Here is a 22,591-nt window from a genome sequence, read left to right on the forward strand (position 1 = left end):
TAAAAAAACGCCTTGATTGTGCGTCAAGGCGTATTCTATTTTAAATTCAAAGGTTTGTGAAACCTTTTGTTTATTAATGGTTATTTTTTCGTGTAATTAGCTGGCTTAAAACGACAAGAGCCAATGAAAGCACGATCATAATTGTTGCTAGAGCATTAACTTCAGGTGTTACACCGGTTTTCACTAGAGAGAATATTCTCAATGGTAAGATTTCATAACTTACACCGCTGACGAATGATGAAACCACAACATCATCTAATGAAATAGTGAAACTTAATAACCAACCAGATACAACTGCAGGTAATGCTAAAGGAAGGATAATTTTACGTAAAATGGTCACTTCGCTTGCGCCTAAGTCCTTTGCCGCTTCTAACATTCTAGAATCAAAGCCATTTAAGCGAGAGAAGATAGTTACGGTCACATACGGTAAACAGAAGGTCACATGAGCTAGTAATAAAGACCAGAAACCTAATGAAATACCGACAACCATAAATAACGCGAGTAAAGATACTGCCATTACAATATCTGGTGACATCATGACGATAAATAACATTCCGCTTACCGCTTGTTTACCGCAGAATCGATAGCGGTAAAGTGCGATTGCCGTTAATCCACCTACAATAGTAGCTAGTGTAGCCGCAAAAAATGCAATAGTTACCGAATGAATCGCTGCTTGTATTAAGGTGTCGTTATTAAATAAACGCTCGTACCAGTTCCAGCTAAAGCCTTTCCAGCTTAAACCATAACGATCTTCGTTAAAGGAATTGGTGACCAAAATGATAATTGGGATATACAAATAAGCGTATACCACAAACATAAATGCATTACGTAGTAAACGACTCATTATTCTAACTCCACTTTCTTATTCAATAGTTTGTTAGCGCGGTAGTACACGAAAATCAACAATGCCATTAGAACAGTTAAACCAATACTGATTGCAGAACCAAATGGCCAGTTACGAGAAATTAAGAATTCGCTCTTAATTACGTTACCAACCAGCAATACTTTTGCTCCGCCAAGTAAGTCTGCAACGTAGAACATACCCATTGCCGGTAATAATACTAATAAACACCCCGCGATAATGCCTGGCATGGTTAGTGGTAAAATGACACGGAAGAAACGTTGGAATGCATTTGCGCCTAAATCTCTTGCAGCCTCTAATAAGCGACCGTCTAATTTTTCAATCGCAGAGTAAAGCGGCAAAATCATAAATGGCAATAGTAAATAAACTAAGCCAATGATTACCGCAATTTCTGTATTCAAAATGCGAATGGGTTCACTCAAAATTCCCATGTCCATCAACATAGTGTTAAGTACACCTTTCACACCGAGAAACACTTTCATTCCATAAATACGGATCAACGAGTTTGTCCAGAATGGTAATACCACAAGGAACAATAAGAGCGGTCGATATTTAGGATTAATTTTGCTCATCATGAAAGCAAATGGATAGCCAACTAATAAGCAAATAATGGTAGCTATGCCCGACATATACAATGAATTCCACACAACTTGTGCATAAAGCGGATTAAATAAGTTTGTGTAGTTTTCAATGGTGATTGGGAAAGCGTAAAAGTCGCTACCGTCTCTAGTCAGAAAACTTACGGCGAATACCAATAAGTTTGGAATCAACACAAAGAAGATGAGCCAACTGAAGATAATCGCAACAGTAATTTTCTGGAATTTATTATTGATTATCTTCATCGTTGAGAACAACCTCCCAGCCTTCATGCCATGTGATGCCTACCCGTTGACCTACGCTATGATCCATATGTGGATCGTCTTCGTTAAAGAATTCACTTACAAGTACACGCATGCCATTATGATCAAATTCTACCGTTGATTCTAATGTCATTCCTTTGTAAGTGCGGTCAACAATGTGGCCGATAATTGCTTTAGAATGTTCATTTTCATCTAATTCTTCAATCACAATATCTTCAGGGCGAAGTAGTACTTGAAGTTTTTGATCTTTCTCAACAGGCATGTCTGTGTAAATATCACAAACTCGACCTTCCACATTTGCAAGTACAACTTGTTCTGACTTACGTTCAATCACCGTTGCTTCAAATACATTAATCTCGCCAATGAAACGAGCAACGAATAAGTTCGCTGGATCTTCATAGATTTCACGTGGAGAACCATCTTGTGCGATTTTACCTTTACGTAACAATACGATGCGATCAGACATTGTAATGGCTTCTTCTTGATCGTGGGTGACGAAAATAAAGGTAATGCCAAGCTGACGTTGTAACATTTTGAGTTCATTTTGCATTTGTTTACGCAATTTGTAATCCAATGCAGATAAAGACTCATCAAGTAACAACACTTTTGGTTTATTTACTACGGCGCGAGCGATGGCAATACGTTGTTGTTGTCCGCCAGAAAGTTGAGTTGGCTTACGATCTGCCATTTCTTCTAGCTGTACCATACGCAAGGCTTCTAAAACACGCGGTTTAATTTCGTCGTTTGGTACTTTTTGCATACGCAAACCAAAAGCCACGTTCTCAAAAATTGTCATATGTGGAAATAGCGCATAGCTTTGGAATACCGTATTAATATGACGTTTTTCCGCTGGCACATTGGTGATATCTTCACCATCTAAAATAATGCTACCTGAATCCAATTCTTCTAAGCCTGCAAGTAAGCGTAAAACTGTGGTTTTACCACAGCCTGAAGGGCCGAGAATAGTGACAAATTCACCGTTATTAATTGTAAGATTGAAATCGTTAATAATGGTGTTAGAACCATAGGATTTTTTGATTGAACGAAGCTCAATAATAGGCTTGTTTTGAAGCTGATTTTCCACTAGCTTTGGTTTTCTCCCTAATTTCACCAATGATTTGGTACTGAGTAGAAATAAAACCTGCAAGACTGCAGGGGCGACATATAAAAATAGGCGCCTATGATATAGTGAATTGTTAATAATTAAAAGGACTTAATGCCTTAGAAAGTAAAAAAACTGCCATCCATAAAAATAACGAGAAATTTAACCGCACTTTCGATGAATTTTACTTCGTTAATTTTATAAATATTGTTATATATCAAGGTGTTTTCTATTTTTCTCGTTAAACTAAAAAAGATTTTTTTAAAAGGAGCGAGAATATGATTTCTCAAACAGATAAAACAGAACTTTTAGAACGATTTTTACATTATGTGTCTTTTGACACCCAATCAAAACCTAACGCGAAGCATTCCCCTAGCTCTGTCGGGCAAATGAAGTTAGCCATGCAGCTGGAAAAAGAACTCATCCAGCTTGGTTTGGAGAATGTTGAAGTAAGTAAATATGCGGTGGTAACAGCATTTTTACCCGCTAATGATCCTAGCTTGACGAAAACCATTGGTTTAATTGCGCATCTTGATACGTCCCCGCAATGTAGTGGCAAAAATGTACGTGCCGAAGTGATAGAGCAATATCGTGGCGGAGATATTGCATTAGGTATTGGTGAGGAGTTTATTAGTCCTGTTTATTATTCTTTTATGCAAAAATTGGTCGGGCAGACTCTGATTGTTGCCGACGGAACCACTTTGCTTGGGGCGGATAATAAAGCGGGAATTGCAGAAATTATGACCGCACTTTCCATTCTTCAGAAAGAGAATATTCCTCATTGCAATATTCGTGTTGCTTTTACGCCTGATGAAGAAATTGGTTTGGGAATCCATTATTTCCCAATGGAAAAGTTTTCCTGTGATTGGGCATATACCATTGATGGTGGCGAAGTAGGGGAATTAGAATACGAAAACTTTAATGCTGCAACGGTAAAAGTGCGGTTTTTCGGGCGTAGTATTCATCCTGGTTACGCAAAAGGAAAAATGGTGAATGCACTGACTTTAGCTTGCGAGTTCCAGCAAGTTTTTCCAGTTGATGAAGTACCAGAAAAAACAGATGGGAAAGCGGGCTTTTATCATTTAGAAGATTTTTCTGGCGATATTGAGCAAGTAGAGCTCACTTATTTGATTCGTGATTTTGATGAGCAGAATTTCGCACAAAGAAAAGCCTTCATTAAAAGTCAGGTGGAAAAATTTAATGCTAAAAAAGGTTTGAAAAAGTCTATTGAGTTAGAAATTCAAGATAGCTACCAAAATATGTATGATGTGGTAAAAAATGTTCCTCAATCAATTGAACTTGCTGATCGAGCAATGAAAGCGGTAGGGGTTAAACCAAGTCACAAGTCGATTCGAGGCGGTACAGATGGGGCATTTTTAGCATCTAAAGGTTTAGCATGCCCGAATATTTTTACTGGTGGCTATAATTTCCATAGTAAACACGAGTTGGTTTCTTTACAAGGCATGGAAAAGACGGTTCAAGTAATTATCGAAATGCTGAAATGTAAAGAAGCGTAAAGATTTGTAAAGAAATGTAAAGATTTCTCTTGCTATTCTTTAGATTAATCAATATAATGACCCTGTTTTATCGAGATTCCTTTGATAAAGCTAAACTTTAGAGATTTTATTCATAAATTCCTTTTTGATGCCCCTAATGATTTAGGGGCTTTTTTTTATCTATTGTAAATGCGTTGTGTCATTTAGTTTTTCAAGGCTAAAGCCTTTTTCACTGTCATAATGCATGACGCTAATAGCTGTATTTAATAAAGATACTGATTTGTCTTTATCTCGGTGATTTTGCCAAGTTTCGCCATTGAGTAAAGCAATCAATAGACGCAAGGTATGGCCATGCGATACCACTAAAATATTCCCTTCTTGATGAATCTTAATGATGTCTTGTACTGCTGCGATAGCTCGTTTTGCTAGTTGTTCATAAGTTTCTCCACCATTCGATTCAGCTTTATAGTTTGCAGGATCATTAATCATTTGTTGGAATTCGGGTAAAGGTCGGATCAGTTCCACATTCGTTCCTTCCCAACTACCAAAATAATGTTCATTTAATCCACGATGTTGGAATAAGGGAATGCCACGATCGCCAATAATATAATTGGCTGTGTCAATGGTTCGTTGTAAACAGCTTGAATAGGCCGCAATAAAATCGATATTTTGTAAAGCTTGCCCAGTTTTTACCGCACTTTGAATGCCTTCTTCTGTTAATGGAGAATCTCCACTGCCTTGCATTAATCCTTGTTCGTTCCAAACAGTGCGGCCATGACGAATAAAATAAAAAGTCAGTTGTTTTTTCATTTTTAGGAATATTTATTGGTAAGGTTTATACGTTAAGTGAGGAATGTAATATTAAAAAGGGCGTTTAAAAACGCCCTATGTTTAGTTTTATTAACGAGAGTAATATCCCGCCATTGAGCTATATACTGCATTTTCACTTTGTAGCACTTGATATTTTGCGTTCAAAATCGCAAGTTGTGATGATTTTTCAGTATTGGCTGCAACTAGCCATTCGCGCAATTCTGATACGCCCGCATTATAGCGATTTCGATAATATTGCGTGATACGCTGATTGTAACTATGGGTTTGCTGTAAATTCCTTAATGTGCTTTGCGCTTGGGTAAAGGCAAAGTAGTTGGTATCCACATTATTGAGAGCCGTGGTAATACGTTGTTCGTAATTTAAACGTGCGGTTTCGTAGTCAGCTTCAGAAATTTTAACGTTCCATTTTACGGTGTTCCAATTTAGGAATGGTAGGCTAATTCCGACTGTGCCAGCAGCCACAGGATTGTGTAACGCCGTGCCAACAGTACTTGCGGTTGAAGATAGACTTCCACCTAAATTAACCTCTGGGAACCAACTTTTTTGAGTTGCTTTGGCATTTTTGAATGCACTACTTAAACGGAATTGCGCTGCTTTTACATCAGGACGATTTGCAATCACAGATACAGGAACATTCAAATTCACCCCGGCAGTTTTCACATTCATAATATGTGGGAACGTGATATTTAACGCATCATTTGGTTTTAGGTTAAGAAGATTCCGTAGCGTTTGTTCTGCCGTTTTGCGTTGGGTTTCAAAATTTAATTTGTTATTACGCGCTGTTAATACTGCTTGTTGTGCTTGATCAACACTGACCGCATCAGCCACACCCTGTGCTAAACGCGTTTGCATAATATTGCCAATATCCGTGTAATATTTGATCGTTTCGTTGGTTGTGCTAATTGCATCATTTAAATAAGCAATTTGATAATAAGTCGTGACCACAGAATTGATTAATGATAAACGAGCAGATTCCATGTCTTCAGCGGTTGCTTTGTGCGACCATTCTGCAGCATCAGCGGCATTGGCTAAACGTTGCCAAAGATCCAATGTATAGCTCACATTTAAAGAACCTTTGTGTGAAATGGCAGAGTTTGCACTTGTATCAACTCGACGTTGTGCCGCTGATGAAGTTGAACCATTAAATGCAGGCACTAAATTTGCACCCACTAAATTTGCACTGTAAAGCGCACGGTTTACAGCCACGGCTGCTTTAGCTAAATCTTTGTTGTTTATTAACGCTTGTTCTACTACGCGATTTAATTGCGCATCGTTATACAATGACCACCAATTTTCTTTTACATTATATTGCTTGGTAATTTCTTCATATTGCTTGTAATCTTCAAGGCTAGCTTGATAAGAATCGCCAATATTGGCACATCCCACCAATGCACCAGATATCAACAAAGCAAGCGTGATATTTTTCATTTTAAACATTGAGTTTTCCTTCTTACGAAAATGAGTGGAAAGTGCGGATGATTTTAACCGCACTTTTTTATTTATAAAATAAATATTGTGACCATTATTTATAATGAACGTTTGTTCAGTGGCAGGTATTTTAAAGTTAAATAGTAGAATTTGCACGAAAAAATTGTATTTCCTTTACATATCAATCTATTTAACGTAAAGTCATGTTTCTTTTTTGTTTTATCCTAGGAGGATATAATATGTTTTATTACAATTCTGCAAGCAAGCAAGCAAGCAAGCAAGCAAGCAAGCAAGCAAGCAAGCAAGCAAGCAAGCAAGCAAGCAAGCAAGCAAGCAAGCAAGCAAGCAAGCAAGCAATATTAATCTTTTCTTTTCATCTGTCAAACTAACCACGGCAGCTTCACTTATCAGCAGTTTGCTGATTTCCTCTCAAGCCTTTGCGGCGGATACTCCTGGACTGAAAGAATTTGATAATACTAATCTTGTTATCGGTAATTTAAAAAACAATAAACTAAATAGTCAAAGACCCTTGTTTATTTTTGGTACTATTGCAAATTATGAAGATAATTTAATTATTGGTGCTAAAAATGAACTAAAAGGTATTGAAAACAAAGGAACTATTATTACAGGTATAGAGAATATAGTAACAGGTATACATCAAGCAGATGACAATATAGGGCATAATCACGTTTATGGTCATAAGAATGTAGTAAATGGTGCTGGGCTTTCTATTTTTGGTAAAGAAAATACTGTAAATGGAAGTCGGAGTTTTGTATTTGGACGTGGTAATAAAATTGATGGGGAGGATAGTGCGAACAATACGGTGCTTGGTTTATTAAATAGAGTAAACGGTGTAGCGAATGTGGTATTAGGCGAATCAAGCGAAGCTCAGGCAACAGAACAAGGTGGAAAAGTATTAAGGGCGGTTGCTATAGGCAATAGCGCTAAAGCTCGAGGAACTCGTGCCGTGGCGATTGGTAACGAGGCAAAAGCGACTAAGGAAGATAGCATTGCCGTCGGTGGTTCTGCTAAAGCTGAAAGCGAATATGCTATTGCAGCAGGTTTTGATAGCAAAGCATCAGGCAAAAACTCAATTGCTGTTGGTAACAGTGCGCAAGCCACGGCAGAAAAATCAATGGCATTTGGTTTTTATGCAAAATCCGAATATACAAATTCTGTTGCGATTGGTGCTTCATCAAGAACAACAAGAGAAAATGAAGTTTCTTTTGGTAGAGATAAAATAAATGAAAATAATCCTAGCATCAAAAGAATTTTATCTAATGTAGCAGAGGGTACAAATGATTATGATGTTACTAATAAAAAACAAGTAGATGCAGGCGATGCGAAAACTTTAGAGACTGCTAAACAATTTACTACTGAACAAATCGCTTTAGAAGCAACTAAAAGAGAAGAGGGGGATACAAAAACTTTAGCAAATGCTAAATTATTTACCGCTGGAAAAATTGTTTCAGAAGCACTTAAACGTGAAGCAGGCGATGCGAAAACTTTAGAAGATGCAAATCAATATACAGATGGTAAAATCGCTTCAGAAGTGACTTTGCGTGAAGATGGCGATAGAAGATCTTTAGTAGATGCGAAGCAATATACCGATGATAAATTCAGTCCATTAAATACAAAAGTGGCAGGTATCGAAACTAAAATAACTGCAACAGATGGTAAAATTACTCAAGTTGAAGGTAAAGTTACTCAAATTGGAGATAAAGTTACTGATGTAGAAACTAAAGTTGCTGGTGTAGATAGCAAAATTGTTCAAGCAAAAAATGAAGTAGTTTCACAAATTACAGCAGAAGTTGCTAACCGTGAAGCTGGCGATACACAAACTTTACAAACTGCAAATCAATATACCGACCTCAAATTAGGAACATTGCAAACGCAAGTGCATAATTTCCAATCAGATTTTAACGAGTTAAATGGCAAATTAGGGAAATTAGACAGCAAATTAGAACGTGGTTTGGCGGCAGCTAACGCACTTTCTGGTTTAGTCTTGCCACAAGTGGTCGGAAAAGCGAGTTTTTCTGCAGCGGTGGGCGGTTATGGCAGCCGTAATGCGGTGGCGATTGGTGTTGGCTACACACCAAAAGCCAATATCACATTAAAAAGCGGTATCGCCGTGAATGCAGGCAAAAACAGTAAAATTTCCTATCAAATGGGAGCTGGTTGGGTTTGGTAAGCTAAATTGCCAAAAAACTTACCGCACTTTTTGCATTTATACATCGCCACGATAATTTCGTGGCGTTTTTTTATGGCAAGTTTTTACAATCTTTTATTTAAATCCAGTATTTCTATGGCAAGAACAAGAGATGAACCTTTATTTTCCCTTAGATTTGTATAGAATAGCCAAATATTTTTTTATTTTAACGAGAGAAAATGATGACAGAGACATCTTTGGGTGCTGCAAATACTCGCACTCACAATTTTATTACCCAAATTATTGATGAAGATTTAGCTTCGGGTAAACATAAAAGTGTGCATACCCGTTTTCCGCCTGAGCCGAACGGTTATTTGCATATTGGTCACGCAAAATCTATTTGTTTAAACTTTGGATTAGCCAAAGAATATCAGGGTTTATGTAACCTACGTTTTGATGACACCAATCCTGTAAAAGAAGACGTGGAATATGTGGATTCCATTAAAGCCGATGTGGAATGGTTAGGCTTTAAATGGGAAGGCGAACCGCGTTATGCGTCTGATTACTTCGATGCACTTTATGGCTATGCCATTGAGTTAATCGAAAAAGGTTTAGCGTATGTGGATGAGCTTTCTCCAGAAGAAATGCGTGAATATCGCGGTACATTAACTGAGCCAGGTAAAAACAGCCCATATCGTGACCGCACTATTGAAGAAAACTTAGCTTTATTTGAAAAAATGAAAAATGGCGAATTTGCCGAGGGTAAAGCAAGTTTACGCGCAAAAATTGATATGGCTTCGCCATTTATGGTAATGCGTGATCCTGTAATTTATCGCATTAAATTTGCCAGTCATCATCAAACAGGCGAAAAATGGTGCATTTACCCAATGTACGATTTCACTCATTGTATCTCTGATGCGATTGAGCGTATTACACATTCTCTATGCACATTAGAGTTCCAAGACAATCGTCGTTTATATGACTGGGTGTTAGACAATATTAGTATTGAACGTCCATTACCGCATCAATATGAATTTTCACGTTTAAATTTAGAAGGTACTTTAACCTCTAAACGTAAATTATTAAAATTAGTGAATGACGGTATTGTGGACGGTTGGAACGATCCTCGTATGCCAACGATTTCAGGTTTACGCCGTCGCGGTTATACCCCAGCTTCGTTACGTGAATTTTGTCGTCGTATCGGTGTGACTAAACAAGATAACGTGGTGGAATATTCTGCACTTGAAGCCTGCATTCGTGAGGATTTGAACGAAAATGCACCACGCGCAATGGCGGTGATTGATCCTGTTCGCGTAGTGATTGAAAACTTTGAAGGCGAAGAAACCTTAACGGCACCAAATCACCCTAATCGTCCTGAATTAGGGGAGCGTCAATTGCTGTTTACGAAAGAGCTATATATTGATCGCGCAGACTTCCGTGAAGAAGCAAACAAACAATATAAACGTTTAGTATTAGGTAAAGAAGTGCGTTTACGTAATGCTTATGTGATTAAAGCAGAACGTGTAGAGAAAGATACAAATGGTGAAATCACCACGATCTTCTGTACTTACGATCCTGAAACTTTAGGTAAAAATCCAGCAGATGGTCGTAAAGTGAAAGGTGTCATTCACTGGGTATCGGCTGTACATAATCACCCAGCTGAATTCCGTTTGTATGATCGCTTATTTACCGTGCCAAATCCAGGTGCTGAAGATGATATTGAAAGCGTGTTAAATCCAACCTCTTTAGTGGTAAAACACGGTTTTGTAGAACAAAGCCTCGCAAATGCGGAACCAGAAAAAGGTTACCAATTTGAACGCGAAGGTTATTTCTGTGCAGATAGTAAAGATAGCCGTCCTGAACATTTGGTATTTAACTTAACAGTAAGCTTAAAAGAAGGCTTCTAATTTTAATCAACCAAGTGCGGTCAAAATAAATGTGATTTTGACCGCACTTTTTATTTGTATCAACTATGCAACTTGAACCTAATTTTTGGCAAACAAAATCCCTGCTTGAAATGACCGAATCTGAATGGGAAGCCTTATGTGATGGCTGCGGCAAATGCTGTTATCGCAAATATATTCAAGGGCGAGGCAAACGCCAAAAACTTTATTACACTCGAATTGCTTGCAACCTTTTAGATGTGGAAACTGGAAAGTGCGGTAATTATTTAGAGCGTTTTAAAATTGAAACCGACTGCACCAAACTCACCAAAAAGAATTTACCTGATTTTCATTGGTTGCCTGATACTTGCGCTTATCGTTTACTTTATGAAGGAAAAACGCTACCCAAATGGCATCCGCTTATTTCTGGCTCTCCCCATTCTGTAAAAAATGCGGATATTTTGATTAAAAACGGTATTCACGAACGCGATGTGATTGATTGGTTTGAGTTTGTGATTTAAGTTTTTATAAAAAACTAGCGTTATTTGTGTAATTATTTATAATTTCGCGCCGATAATAATGACTTATGAGAATAAAATTCTATAGAGTTTTATCTGCTAAAGCGTCATATATTTAATTGATTATAGAAGGAATTATGACAATACTACAACCCAGCGTTAACCGCTTAGAAAAAGAAATTTTGAATAAAAATTATGAAGGTGCTTGCCAAGAACTTTTGAATATTTTACGGAAAATTGATGACAATTTTGGTGGGATTGATGGTATAGAATTTGATTTTCCTGAGCAAATTTCAGATTTATTAGAAAAGCGTACTCAATATTTTTGTACTCGCGTAGCTAATGCTATAACAGAGTTATTTACTGATCCTAATTTGATTATTTCAGAAAGTGGAGCACTGAGTTTTATTGGTTTTCAGCGTTGGTTAACGTTTATTTTTGCAAGTTCACCTTATGTGAATGCAGATCATATTCTAAGAACCTACAATATTAACCCAGATCCTGATGGTGATGTACACTTAAATACTGAGTTTTCTTCATTTGCGAAATTCTGTATTTTATATTTATCTGAATCAAATATTAATATTAATTTGGATGCGCTTTGGGAAATAAATAAAGAGCTTTGTGCATCTCTTTGCTTTGCTTTGCAATCACCACGTTTTATTGGCACTGGTACCTCGTTTAATAAAAGAGCGATTCTTTTACAATGGTTTCCTAAAAAGTTGGCTGAATTTGAAAATTTAGATAAATTGCCTTCTAGTATTTCTCATGATGTGTATATGCATTGCAGTTACGATTTTGCTCAAAATAAACATGATGTAAAGCGTGCGCTAAATCAGGTTATACGTAAACATTTGTTAGCTCAGGGGTGGAAAGATCGTGAAATAACTTCATTAGGTAAACGTCGTCGTAAACCTGTTATGGTAGTGCTTTTAGAGCATTTTCATTCCGCACATTCTATTTATCGTACTCATTCTACATCAATGATTGCTGCACGTAAGAAATTCCATTTGGTTGGTATTGGTGGAGAAGCAGTGGATCAGCTTGGACGCGAGGTATTTGATGAGTTTTTCCAACTTGAAGGCGATAGCATTTTCCAACGTCTTGAGTTTATTCGTGATAAGTGCGAAGAATATGGAGCAGCTGTTTTTTATATGCCAAGTATCGGTATGGATTTAACAACAATTTTTGCAAGTAATACACGCTTAGCTCCAATTCAAGCAATAGCATTGGGGCATCCAGCAACAACTCATTCTGATTTCATTGAATATGTGATTGTTGAAGATGATTATGTAGGCTCAGAAGACTGTTTTAGTGAAACATTACTCCGTTTACCAAAAGATGCACTACCTTATGTGCCGTCAGCATTGGCACCTGAAAAAGTCGATTACTTGTTCAGAGAAGAACCCGAAGTGGTAAATATCGGTATTGCTGCAACAACAATGAAATTGAATCCAACATTCCTTGAAACATTGAGAATAATTCGTGATAAGGCTAAAGTGAAAGTTCATTTCCATTTCGCACTAGGGCAGTCTTTCGGTATTACACACCCTTATGTTAAGTGGTTTATTGAGCAGTATTTAGGCGATAGTGCAACGGCTCATGCTCACGCGCCTTATCATCAGTATCTCAGTATTTTACACCAATGTGATATGATGCTGAATCCATTTCCATTTGGTAATACAAATGGAATTATTGATATGGTAACACTTGGTCTAGTTGGTGTTTGTAAGACTGGGGATGAAGTACATGAACATATTGATGAAGGGTTATTCAAACGTTTAGGTTTACCAGAATGGCTTATTGCACAGAGTGTGGAAGAATATATTGATTGTGCAGTAAGACTTGCTGAAAACCATAAAGAGCGTCTAGAGCTTCGTCGTCACATTATAAAAAGCAATGGTTTAAAAACACTTTTTAAAGGTGATCCTAGCCCTATGGGTAAAGTGTTATTAGAAAAAGTAAAGGCGTTAAAATTTTAATAAGATTTTATTCACGAAAAATTTAGTTTTATATTTAGCCTCTAAAAGTTAGATTTTACTTAACTGATTAGAGGCTTTATTTTGACGAAGATCACACTTTTAAATAAAGCCAGTTGTCATCACTTTCAGCTTGGTTATAATCCCTAACAAGAGTTATACAGTTGTCATGTGGTGTCTATGCAAATCTCGGATTCTCTCAAACAAAAAGCAGAAAAATGCGGTATCGCGCTTTCTCATTATGATATTGATGGACATCTTATTTTCGCAGATGAAAAGACAGTTTCAACTTTTGTTGAGCTTCTGCAGCCTCCGCCAAAAGCGAAAGGACAGTTTGACGATGTACTGGCTGCATTTGAAAATGAACCGATTGATTATCGACTCAATCGTCTAGATTTGCCGCCTGCTAGTGAATATCGTTATCAACTGATTGATGAATCTAATGTCATTCTGTTAGAAAAAACACTTTCAAATTTATCCGCACTTTCCCTGCCTCCACTTCCTTTTGGCTATTATCAATTATCTATTTTTTCTGATACTGAACAGTACCGCGTTCGTTTACTTATTTCTCCTAAAACAGCTTTTCAACCACCCGTATTAAAAAATAAAAAAGTGTGGGGCGTGAATGTGCAACTTTATAGTTTACGCTCAGAACAAAATTGGGGCATTGGCGATTTTGGTGATTTAGCTTATTTGATCGAAAAAAGTGCAAAATTAGGCGCAGATTATGTGGGAATTAATCCATTACATTTGCCGTATCCTGCTGTGCCAAAATGGGCAAGCCCTTATAGTTCATCCTCTCGTCGTTGGTTGAATTTTTTATATTTGGCAATTCCTGATTTACCCGAATTTAAGCGTTGCCGTTCAGTGCAAGATTGGTTTAAGCGTGAGGATATTCAAGAAAAAATTGGTAATTTACGTGAAAGTGATTGCGTCGATTATTCTTCAATTTGGGCTTTAAAATTAACCGCACTTGAGTTTCTATTTGATTTCTTTCAACGTAGTCAATCCGCTGAAATTGTGACACGTCGAAAAATCTTTGCCGATTATTTAAAAAACAAAGGGGAACCTTTGTTGTTACAGTGCTTATTTAATGTCTTGGATTTACAAGAACACGCTGATCATCAAGCAGAAGAAAATACCATTGGTTGGCTTGGCTGGCGTAAGGAATGGCAACATTTAAGTGCGGCAAAAAGAAAAGCCCTATTAAAAACACACCGTGAGCAAATCCAATTTTTTGCTTGGTTGCAATGGCTTACAGAAGAACAACTTTCCGCATTACAAAATCTTTGTAAACAGTCTGGTATGAAGTTGGGTATTTATGGCGATTTAGCGGTGAATAGTTCTCGTGGTAGTGCTGATGTCTGGAGTGATCCTGATTTATATTGTGTAAATGCCTCTATTGGTGCACCACCCGATCCGTTAGGCCCAGTCGGGCAAAATTGGAACTTGCCACCTTATAATCCGATGGTGCTAAAAGCACGTGGCTTTGCGCCATTTATCGATATGCTACGTGCCAATATGCAATATTTCGGTGTGCTACGCATCGATCATGTTATGGGCTTATTCCGTTTGTGGTGGATTCCAGAAGGAAAAACCGCGGCTGACGGTGCTTATGTGCATTATCCTTTTGATGAATTAATGGCGATTCTTGCCATAGAAAGTGTGCGCAATGAATGTTTGATTATTGGTGAAGATCTCGGCACCGTGCCTGATGAAGTGCGGTGGAAATTAAACGAGTTTCAAATTTTCTCTTATTTTGTATTGTATTTCGCCCAAAGAAATGGCGAATTTCCTCGTATATCTGATTATCCTAGAAATGCTTATGCCACTATTGGCACTCATGATGTTCCCTCATTACAAAGTTTTTGGCATTGTCGTGATTTAGAATTATTTAATCAACTCGGTATTTTGAATGGGGAAGTGCTTAAGCAAAAATACGATCAACGCGTCATGGATAAACAAGCCTTATTAAATAGTTTACATCGTGATAATTATTTACCACCACATTATGAAGGCGATGCGCTTTCTATGGCGATGCATGATCATTTAAACCGAATGATCCATCATTATTTAGCGAAAAGTAATAGCCGATTGATTGGTGTGCAATTAGAAAATTTACTTAGCCAAGAAATCAGTTTTAATTTGCCGGGCACCTCAAATGAATACCCAAATTGGTGCAAGAAACTTGCTCAACCGTTAGCGTTTATTTTTAGCAATGACGCTTTAAAAACGTTCTTTGTGCAAATTAACCAAGGGCGAAATGTATAAGGAGTAAATATGACAACCACAGTAACTCAAGCAATTATTGATGGTTTTTTTGATGCGAGCAATGGCGATCCTTTTGCTACGCTTGGTATGCACGAAACTGATCTCGGCGTAGAAATTCGCACCTTATTGCCAGATGCCAATCGAGTGATAGTGATTGAGCGTGAAAGTGGTAAAGAAATAACGGAACTTGATTGTGTCGATGATCGTGGCTTTTTTGTTGGTATTATTCCAAATTGTCGTCATTTTTTTGTTTATCAATTACAGGTTTTTTGGGGCAATGAATCGCAAATAGTCGAAGATCCTTATCGTTTTCATCCTATGATTGATGATTTAGAACAATGGCTACTTTCTGAAGGTTCTATGCTTCGCCCGTATGAAGTACTTGGTGCACATTTTATGGAATGTGATGGTGTGAGCGGAGTGAATTTCCGCTTGTGGGCACCTAATGCAAGACGAGTTTCTATTGTTGGTGATTTTAACTATTGGGATGGTCGTCGTCATCCTATGCGTTTTCATCTAAAAAGTGGTGTTTGGGAGCTCTTTTTACCAAAAACCAGTTTAGGACAGCTCTATAAGTTTGAATTAATTGATTGTCATGGCAATCTTCGTTTGAAAGCGGATCCTTATGCCTTTAGTTCGCAGCTTCGCCCTGATACGGCTTCGCAAGTCAGTGCCTTGCCAAATGTAGTGGAAATGACGGAACAACGTCGTCAAGCAAATCAATCAAATCAATCGATTTCTATTTATGAAGTACATTTAGGATCTTGGCGTCGTAATTTGGAGAACAATTTTTGGCTAGATTACGATCAAATTGCTGATGAATTGATCCCTTATGTAAAAGAGATGGGTTTTACCCACATTGAATTTTTGCCGCTTTCTGAATTTCCGTTTGATGGTTCTTGGGGCTATCAACCACTTGGACTTTATTCGCCAACCAGTCGTTTTGGCTCGCCTGAAGCATTTCGCCGTTTAGTAAAACGTGCTCACGAAGCAGGCATCAACGTGATTTTAGATTGGGTGCCAGGGCATTTCCCAAGCGATACTCACGGCTTGAGTGCTTTCGATGGCACGGCTCTTTACGAACACGCCGACCCACGCGAAGGTTATCATCAAGATTGGAATACCTTGATTTATAACTATGGACGTAATGAGGTCAAAAACTTCTTATCCAGTAATGCACTGTATTGGCTTGAACGCTTTGGTGTAGATGGTATTCGCGTAGATGCCGTGGCTTCGATGATTTACCGCGATTACAGCCGTGCTGAAGGCGAGTGGATTCCAAATCAATATGGCGGACGTGAAAATTTAGAAGCCATCGAGTTTTTAAAACATACCAACTGGAAAATTCACAGTGAAATGGCGGGAGCAATTTCCATTGCGGAAGAATCAACTTCTTTTGCAGGCGTAACTCACCCAAGCGAAAACGGTGGATTAGGTTTTAATTTCAAATGGAATATGGGCTGGATGAACGATACGCTCGCCTATATGCAGCTTGACCCAATTTACCGCCAATATCATCACAACAAAATGACCTTTGGAATGGTGTATCAATATAGCGAAAATTTTGTGCTGCCACTTTCGCACGATGAAGTGGTTCACGGTAAATATTCACTTCTTGGCAAAATGCCAGGCGATACGTGGCAAAAATTCGCTAACTTGCGTGCATATTACGGTTATATGTGGGGCTACCCAGGCAAAAAATTGCTCTTTATGGGTAATGAATTTGCTCAAGGCAGAGAATGGAATTACGAAGAAAGTTTAGACTGGTTCTTGCTTGATGAAAATATTGGCGGAGGCTGGCACAAAGGCGTGTTGAAGCTGGTTAAAGACCTCAATCAAATTTATCAAAAAAATCGACCGCTCTTTGAACTTGACAACTCCCCAGAAGGTTTCGATTGGCTTGTCGTTGATGATGCGGCAAATTCTGTGTTCGCCTTTGAGCGTCGCAGTTCAAACGGAGAAGGCATTATTGTCATCAGTAACTTTACCCCTGTGCCTCGTCACGACTACCGCATCGGCGTGAATATTGCGGGCGAATATGAAGAAATTTTGAATACCGATTCAATGTATTACCAAGGCTCAAATGTGGGTAATTTTGGTTGTGTCGTAAGTGAAAACATCGAAAGCCACGGACGAGAAAATTCGATTTCAGTGTCCATTCCGCCGTTAGCAACGGTTTATTTGAGATTGAAATCAGTAGAGTGATCCGTGGGTATAAATACCCCACGGTTAGGCATAGGCGTTCCCATTTGGAGAACCAAATAGTGGAATAGAATAGCAAATTACACCCCCAAAGGGGTTGGATTATAACTAACCTAGGGTAACTTGTTACCCTAGGAACAACGAAAGATATGTTTACGATTTACAACAACGGCAATCCTATTCCAATGGGATACTCACAAGCGGTCGAAAACAACGTGCAAATTACCAATTTTGCTCTGTTTTCCGCTGCGGCAATAGGCATCGAACTTTGCCTTTTTGACGAACAAAATCAAGAAACTCGCTTTCCAATGGTGTGTACTGAAAATGTGTGGCATTTGGCGGTAACTGGCGTGAAAACTGGTACGGAATATGGATTTCGTATTCACGGCGAATATGCCAACCCGAATAAATTAATGCTCGATCCCTATGCGAAAGCCGTGAATGGTAAACCTGATTTAAGTAGTAAAGAAAGTCGTTCTTGGTTCTTGCTTTTAGATAATCGCGACAACGCACATCTTGCCCCAAGAGCGGTTGTGATTTCGGAAGATTTTGATTGGGAAAATGATACCTCCCCCAATACGCCTTGGGCTGAAACCATTGTGTATGAATTACACGTTAAAGGGTTTAGCAAGTTAAACGAGAAAATCCCTGCGGCGTTGCGTGGTACTTATGCGGGCTTAAGTCATCCTATCAATTTAGCTTATTTAAAAAAATTAGGTGTGACTGCGGTGGAATTGCTGCCTGTTAATTTCCATATCAATGAACCGCACTTACAAGCACAAGGCTTACAAAATTACTGGGGATACAATCCCTTAGCGATGTTTGCGGTGGAACCTAAATATGCGGCAACAAATAATCCATTGGCTGAATTTAAAGCGATGGTAAAGGCGTTTCACAAAGCGGGTATTGAAGTTATTTTAGACGTGGTATTTAACCATTCCGCAGAATCAGAGCGAACTTACCCAACGTTCAGCCAGCGTGGTATTGATGACCAAACTTACTACTGGCGTAACGACAACGGGCATTACATCAACTGGACAGGCTGCGGCAATATGCTCAATTTATCCTCTGATGTAGGGCGAAAATGGGTGGTGGATTGTTTGCGTTATTGGGTGGAGCAATGCCATATTGATGGTTTCCGTTTTGATTTAGCCACTGTTTTGGGGCGTGATACACCTGATTTTAACTCGTCAGCTCAGCTTTTTACAGATATTAAAAATGAGCTAAGTTTACAGAATATTAAATTGATTGCCGAGCCTTGGGATATCGGACATTACGGCTATCAAGTCGGCAATTTCCCAAGTTATTTTGCCGAATGGAACGACCGCTTCCGTGATGATCTTTGCCGTTTCTGGCTATGGAAAAGTGGCGAAATTGGTGCATTTGCTGAACGCTTTGCAGGTTCTAGCGATTTATTTAAGAAAAATAACCGCTTACCACATACTACACTTAATTTTATTACCGCCCACGATGGTTTTACGCTTAAAGATTTAGTGAGTTACAACCAAAAACATAATGAAGCGAACGGCGAAGAAAATCGTGATGGTCGCAATGAAAATTACAGTTATAACCACGGAGTAGAAGGTTCAACGGATCTCCTTTCCGAACCGCAAAAAAGTGCGGTGGAAAATGACCGCACTTTCGCCCAGGCGGGTTTGCTAATGAGCTTGCTGCTTGCCAATGGCACGCCAATGTTGCTGGCGGGCGATGAGTTCGGGAATACCCAATATGGTAATAACAATGCCTATTGCCAAGATAACGAAATTACTTGGCTGAAATGGGCAAATTTTAACGAAGAATTATTTGAACTGACCAAGCAAACGATTGCATTTCGTAAGCAAATTGGCAGTTTAAACCGAGATCAATGGTGGTCGGGCGAGAATGTGCAATGGCTTAACATTGTAGGCGAACCGATGACAGTTGAAGATTGGCAAAATCAACAAACCAAAGCATTACAGGTGGTTTTAGATAATCGTTGGCTTTTGTTGATTAACGCCAAAGCCGAAGGTCAGGTGTTTCACTTGCCTAATGGGAAATGGAAGCCCCGAATCGGCACACATAATGTAACCCTTGAAGCACAACAAGCCGAACTTCGTTCAATGGGCTTTTGTATGCTGAATGACGAATAACAATAAGACTATGGAGATCCTTATGAAATCTGGCGACCTTAACAAATATGATTTAGTTAAAAATACTTTGGTGCTTGTTCTCGCAGGTGGACGTGGTTCACGTTTACACGAATTGACAGATAAACGTGCAAAACCTGCACTTTATTTCGGCGGCAACCGTCGTATTATCGACTTCGCACTTTCTAACTGCATTAACTCAGGTTTAAACCGTATCGGCGTGGTGACTCAATATGCGGCACACTCTCTACTTCGCCATTTGCAAACGGGTTGGTCTTTCTTACCGCAAGAGCGTGGCGAATTTGTGGATATGCTGCCTGCTCGCCAACAAATCGATGATTCCACTTGGTATCGTGGCACAGCGGATGCGGTATATCAAAATATGGCTATTATTAAAAATCACTATCGCCCGAAATATATTTTGATCTTAGCGGGCGACCATATTTACAAACAAGATTACAGCGTGATGTTAATGGATCACGTCAATAGTGGGGCAAAATGTACCGTAGGTTGCATTGAAGTGCCCCGTTCTGAAGCACACGAATTTGGCGTAATGGCAGTGAACGAAAACTTGAAAGTAAAAGCTTTCGTGGAAAAACCGAAAGATCCGCCAGCCATGGTGGGCAAACCTGATATTTCGCTTGCCTCAATGGGGATTTATGTATTTGATGCGGATTATCTTTATAAAATGCTTGAGCAGGAAGTTAATACCCCGCAAACTAGCCATGATTTCGGTAAAGATGTATTGCCAAAATGTTTAGAAGAAGGCACGCTTTATGCTCACCCATTCAGCCGCTCTTGCATGGGGCGTAACACCGAGGGCGAAATTTACTGGCGTGATGTGGGTACACTTGATAGTTTCTGGCAATCTAATATCGACTTAGTCTCTGAAAATCCACAATTAGACATTTACGATCAAAGCTGGCCAATTCGTGGTAATCCTATTCAGGCTTATCCATCAAAATTTTTCTACAAACACTCCAATGTGCACCCTGTAGATAACTCACTTATCGGCGGCGGTTGTGTGATTACCGATGCGTCGATCAGCAATTCTGTGTTATTCGACCACATTAAAATTGATGCATTTTCAAAAGTGGATCACTGCGTTGTGCTACCACAAGTTAAAATCGGTGAAAATTGCGTGTTGAAAAATTGTATTATTGATCGTGAATGTGAAATTCCTGATGGTATGCAAATTGGTGTAGATAGGGAAGAAGATAAAAAACGCTTCCGTATTAGCTCAACAGGTAAAGTGATTCTTGTGACCTCGAAAATGTTAAAGAAACTTGAGGGACATGAGATTGGCGAAGAAGGACATTTAGATTAGTTAGGAAAAGTGCGGTCAAAATTAACCGCACTTTCTGAACCTCCTCTTTAGCAAAGAGAGGAGTTGATCGAGCATTATTTACATTTACAGGGAAAACAAACACTCAATGAAAATCTTACACGTTTGCTCGGAACTCTATCCGCTCTTAAAAACAGGCGGGCTTGCCGATGTTTTAGGGGCATTACCCCAAGCACAGAACCAAATCGGGCTAGATGCCCGCGTTTTATTGCCTGCTTATCCTGCAATTACAGCAGGTATTCCGAATACCCAAGTGGTTGCCGAATTTGACAACTTCGCTGGGCATGTGGTGTTGCGTTATGGCGAATATAATGGTGTCGGAATTTATTTGATTGACGCACCGCATTTATATGGTCGCGAAGGCAATCCGTATCACGATGCTTATTACAACGATTACGGCGACAACTACAAACGTTTTGCTTTGCTCGGTTGGGTAGGGGCAGAGCTTGCTACAGGTTTAGACAGTTGGTGGCGTGCGGAAGTGGTACACGCGCACGATTGGCACGCGGGCTTATGTGCAGCGTATCTGTTCAATAAAGGTCGTCCAGCAAAATCGGTGTTCACTATTCATAACTTGGCGTATCAAGGGCAGTTTTCTTATCATCATTTATACGAAATTGGTTTGCCTGCGGGAATGTTTAATGTGGACGGTTTGGAGTTATTCGGACAAATTTCTTATTTAAAATCAGGCTTGTTCTATTCTGATGCAAGCACGGCAGTTAGCCCAACTTATGCCCAAGAAATCACGACACCAGAATTTGCCTATGGTTTACAAGGCTTGCTTTCTGGTTTAAAAGCTCAGGGTCGTTTGGTGGGGATATTAAACGGCGTGGACGAAAATATTTGGCATCCGAACGTGGATCAATACATTCCGCACCATTACAAGCTGAAATATATGGCAGGTAAAAAGAAAAACAAAGCCGAATTGCAGGCGTATTTTAATTTGCCACAAGATGAAGCCTCGTTGGCATTTGTAATGGTGACCCGTTTAACCGAGCAAAAAGGTGTTGATTTATTAATCGAAAGTGCAGACGAAATCGTCAAACAAGGCGGACAGTTGATGATTTTAGGTTCTGGTGCACCGCACTTGGAACAAGGTATTCGTGAGCTTGCTGAACGTTATCCACAAAATGTTGCAGTCAAAATTGGTTACGATGAAACACTGTCACATTTATTAGTGGCAGGTGGTGATGTTATTTTAGTGCCAAGCCGTTTTGAGCCTTGTGGTTTAACACAACTTTATGGTTTGCAATATGGCACTCTTCCTCTTGTTCGTAAAACGGGTGGTTTAGCCGATACAGTGGTGGATAGCACACCGGAAAATATTAAAGATCGCACGGCAACTGGTTTTGTGTTTGAAAGTGCAACGCCTGAAGCTCTCCGCCATTGCTTGCAACGTGCCTTTGCCTTATGGCAAAAACCACGTGCGTGGGCGATGGTTCGCATCGATGCAATGGAACAAGACTTCAGCTGGCGTAAGGCTGCAGAGCAATATAGAACACTTTATGAACGCTTGTAGTTTTATTCGTAAACTTTCTT

General features: G+C 39.1%; 16 protein-coding genes. 11 read left to right on the forward strand and 5 right to left on the reverse strand.

Going from position 1 to position 22,591, the window contains the following annotated elements; translation table 11 throughout:
* Positions 1-73 precede the first annotated feature (73 nt).
* From potC to potA, 3 genes are read right to left on the reverse strand one after another with little or no spacing between them, the layout of a single operon-like run.
* Entirely contained in the window at positions 74-844 is a 771-nt protein-coding gene (gene potC / locus DV424_RS00125; protein ID WP_118858644.1) for a spermidine/putrescine ABC transporter permease PotC, read from the reverse strand.
* Positions 844-1,704 carry a spermidine/putrescine ABC transporter permease PotB gene (potB, locus tag DV424_RS00130; RefSeq protein ID WP_005638601.1) on the reverse strand — a complete coding sequence of 287 codons (861 nt, stop codon included), beginning with the start codon at positions 1,702-1,704 and terminating at the stop codon, positions 844-846. The genes potC and potB overlap by 1 nt, the downstream gene beginning before the upstream one ends.
* A complete protein-coding gene (potA, locus tag DV424_RS00135; protein WP_005645368.1) occupies positions 1,688-2,806 on the reverse strand; it encodes a spermidine/putrescine ABC transporter ATP-binding protein PotA in 1,119 nt (372 codons plus the stop codon). The genes potB and potA overlap by 17 nt, the downstream gene beginning before the upstream one ends.
* Before the next feature lie 296 nt (positions 2,807-3,102).
* Between potA and pepT the strand changes: the two genes are divergently transcribed.
* Positions 3,103-4,341, forward strand: coding sequence for a peptidase T (pepT, locus tag DV424_RS00140; RefSeq protein WP_118858645.1), 1,239 nt, complete (start codon positions 3,103-3,105; stop codon positions 4,339-4,341).
* Between the two features lie 159 nt (positions 4,342-4,500).
* Here the strand turns inward: pepT and DV424_RS00145 are convergent, their stop codons facing one another.
* Positions 4,501-5,130, reverse strand: coding sequence for a histidine phosphatase family protein (locus tag DV424_RS00145; RefSeq protein ID WP_118858646.1), 630 nt, complete (start codon positions 5,128-5,130; stop codon positions 4,501-4,503).
* Positions 5,131-5,220: 90 nt separating this feature from the next.
* The gene (gene tdeA / locus DV424_RS00150) at positions 5,221-6,588 is read right to left on the reverse strand and encodes a toxin/drug exporter TdeA (protein ID WP_118858647.1); all 1,368 of its coding nucleotides are present in this window, start codon (positions 6,586-6,588) and stop codon (positions 5,221-5,223) included.
* A gap of 230 nt (positions 6,589-6,818) precedes the next feature.
* Here tdeA and DV424_RS08895 point away from each other — a divergent pair, with 230 nt between their 5' ends.
* The 10 genes from DV424_RS08895 to glgA all read left to right on the forward strand — a co-directional run bounded on the left by DV424_RS08895 (position 6,819) and on the right by glgA (position 22,571).
* Positions 6,819-6,968 (forward strand): hypothetical protein, encoded by a 150-nt coding sequence (locus DV424_RS08895; RefSeq protein WP_192880608.1) that lies wholly within the window; start codon positions 6,819-6,821, stop codon positions 6,966-6,968.
* 26 nt (positions 6,969-6,994) lie between these two features.
* On the forward strand, positions 6,995-8,770 hold the full coding sequence (locus tag DV424_RS00155; protein WP_118858648.1) for a YadA-like family protein: 1,776 nt from the start codon (positions 6,995-6,997) through the stop codon (positions 8,768-8,770).
* A gap of 197 nt (positions 8,771-8,967) precedes the next feature.
* Positions 8,968-10,635 carry a glutamine--tRNA ligase gene (gene glnS / locus DV424_RS00160; protein ID WP_118858649.1) on the forward strand — a complete coding sequence of 556 codons (1,668 nt, stop codon included), beginning with the start codon at positions 8,968-8,970 and terminating at the stop codon, positions 10,633-10,635.
* A gap of 65 nt (positions 10,636-10,700) precedes the next feature.
* Positions 10,701-11,132 carry a YcgN family cysteine cluster protein gene (locus tag DV424_RS00165; RefSeq protein ID WP_118858650.1) on the forward strand — a complete coding sequence of 144 codons (432 nt, stop codon included), beginning with the start codon at positions 10,701-10,703 and terminating at the stop codon, positions 11,130-11,132.
* A 134-nt stretch (positions 11,133-11,266) separates the two neighbouring features.
* Positions 11,267-13,111, forward strand: a complete 1,845-nt coding sequence (locus DV424_RS00170; RefSeq protein WP_118858651.1) for a UDP-glucose:protein N-beta-glucosyltransferase — start codon at positions 11,267-11,269, stop codon at positions 13,109-13,111.
* A 177-nt stretch (positions 13,112-13,288) separates the two neighbouring features.
* Positions 13,289-15,379: a 4-alpha-glucanotransferase gene (gene malQ, locus DV424_RS00175; RefSeq protein WP_192880609.1), complete on the forward strand. Its 2,091-nt coding sequence runs from the start codon at positions 13,289-13,291 to the stop codon at positions 15,377-15,379.
* Positions 15,380-15,388: 9 nt separating this feature from the next.
* The gene (gene glgB / locus DV424_RS00180; RefSeq protein WP_118858653.1) at positions 15,389-17,584 is read left to right on the forward strand and encodes a 1,4-alpha-glucan branching protein GlgB; all 2,196 of its coding nucleotides are present in this window, start codon (positions 15,389-15,391) and stop codon (positions 17,582-17,584) included.
* A 146-nt stretch (positions 17,585-17,730) separates the two neighbouring features.
* A complete protein-coding gene (glgX, locus tag DV424_RS00185) occupies positions 17,731-19,710 on the forward strand; it encodes a glycogen debranching protein GlgX (protein ID WP_118858654.1) in 1,980 nt (659 codons plus the stop codon).
* Between the two features lie 22 nt (positions 19,711-19,732).
* Positions 19,733-21,034, forward strand: coding sequence for a glucose-1-phosphate adenylyltransferase (gene glgC / locus DV424_RS00190; RefSeq protein ID WP_192880610.1), 1,302 nt, complete (start codon positions 19,733-19,735; stop codon positions 21,032-21,034).
* Between the two features lie 106 nt (positions 21,035-21,140).
* A complete protein-coding gene (glgA, locus tag DV424_RS00195; RefSeq protein ID WP_118858656.1) occupies positions 21,141-22,571 on the forward strand; it encodes a glycogen synthase GlgA in 1,431 nt (476 codons plus the stop codon).
* Positions 22,572-22,591 lie beyond the last annotated feature (20 nt).

This window comes from Haemophilus haemolyticus (genome assembly GCF_003493605.1).
In the GTDB taxonomy this organism is placed as follows: Bacteria; Pseudomonadota; Gammaproteobacteria; order Enterobacterales; family Pasteurellaceae; genus Haemophilus; species Haemophilus haemolyticus_J.

Coding starts and splice junctions, on each gene's coding strand:
- potC (WP_118858644.1), bottom strand. CDS start 844: ATGAGTCGTTTACTACGTAATGCATTTATGTTTGTGGTATACGCTTAT.
- potB (WP_005638601.1), bottom strand. CDS start 1,704: ATGAAGATAATCAATAATAAATTCCAGAAAATTACTGTTGCGATTATC.
- pepT (WP_118858645.1), top strand. CDS start 3,103: ATGATTTCTCAAACAGATAAAACAGAACTTTTAGAACGATTTTTACAT.
- DV424_RS00145 (WP_118858646.1), bottom strand. CDS start 5,130: ATGAAAAAACAACTGACTTTTTATTTTATTCGTCATGGCCGCACTGTT.
- tdeA (WP_118858647.1), bottom strand. CDS start 6,588: ATGTTTAAAATGAAAAATATCACGCTTGCTTTGTTGATATCTGGTGCA.
- DV424_RS08895 (WP_192880608.1), top strand. CDS start 6,819: ATGTTTTATTACAATTCTGCAAGCAAGCAAGCAAGCAAGCAAGCAAGC.
- glnS (WP_118858649.1), top strand. CDS start 8,968: ATGATGACAGAGACATCTTTGGGTGCTGCAAATACTCGCACTCACAAT.
- DV424_RS00165 (WP_118858650.1), top strand. CDS start 10,701: ATGCAACTTGAACCTAATTTTTGGCAAACAAAATCCCTGCTTGAAATG.
- DV424_RS00170 (WP_118858651.1), top strand. CDS start 11,267: ATGACAATACTACAACCCAGCGTTAACCGCTTAGAAAAAGAAATTTTG.
- malQ (WP_192880609.1), top strand. CDS start 13,289: ATGCAAATCTCGGATTCTCTCAAACAAAAAGCAGAAAAATGCGGTATC.
- glgB (WP_118858653.1), top strand. CDS start 15,389: ATGACAACCACAGTAACTCAAGCAATTATTGATGGTTTTTTTGATGCG.
- glgX (WP_118858654.1), top strand. CDS start 17,731: ATGTTTACGATTTACAACAACGGCAATCCTATTCCAATGGGATACTCA.
- glgC (WP_192880610.1), top strand. CDS start 19,733: ATGAAATCTGGCGACCTTAACAAATATGATTTAGTTAAAAATACTTTG.
- glgA (WP_118858656.1), top strand. CDS start 21,141: ATGAAAATCTTACACGTTTGCTCGGAACTCTATCCGCTCTTAAAAACA.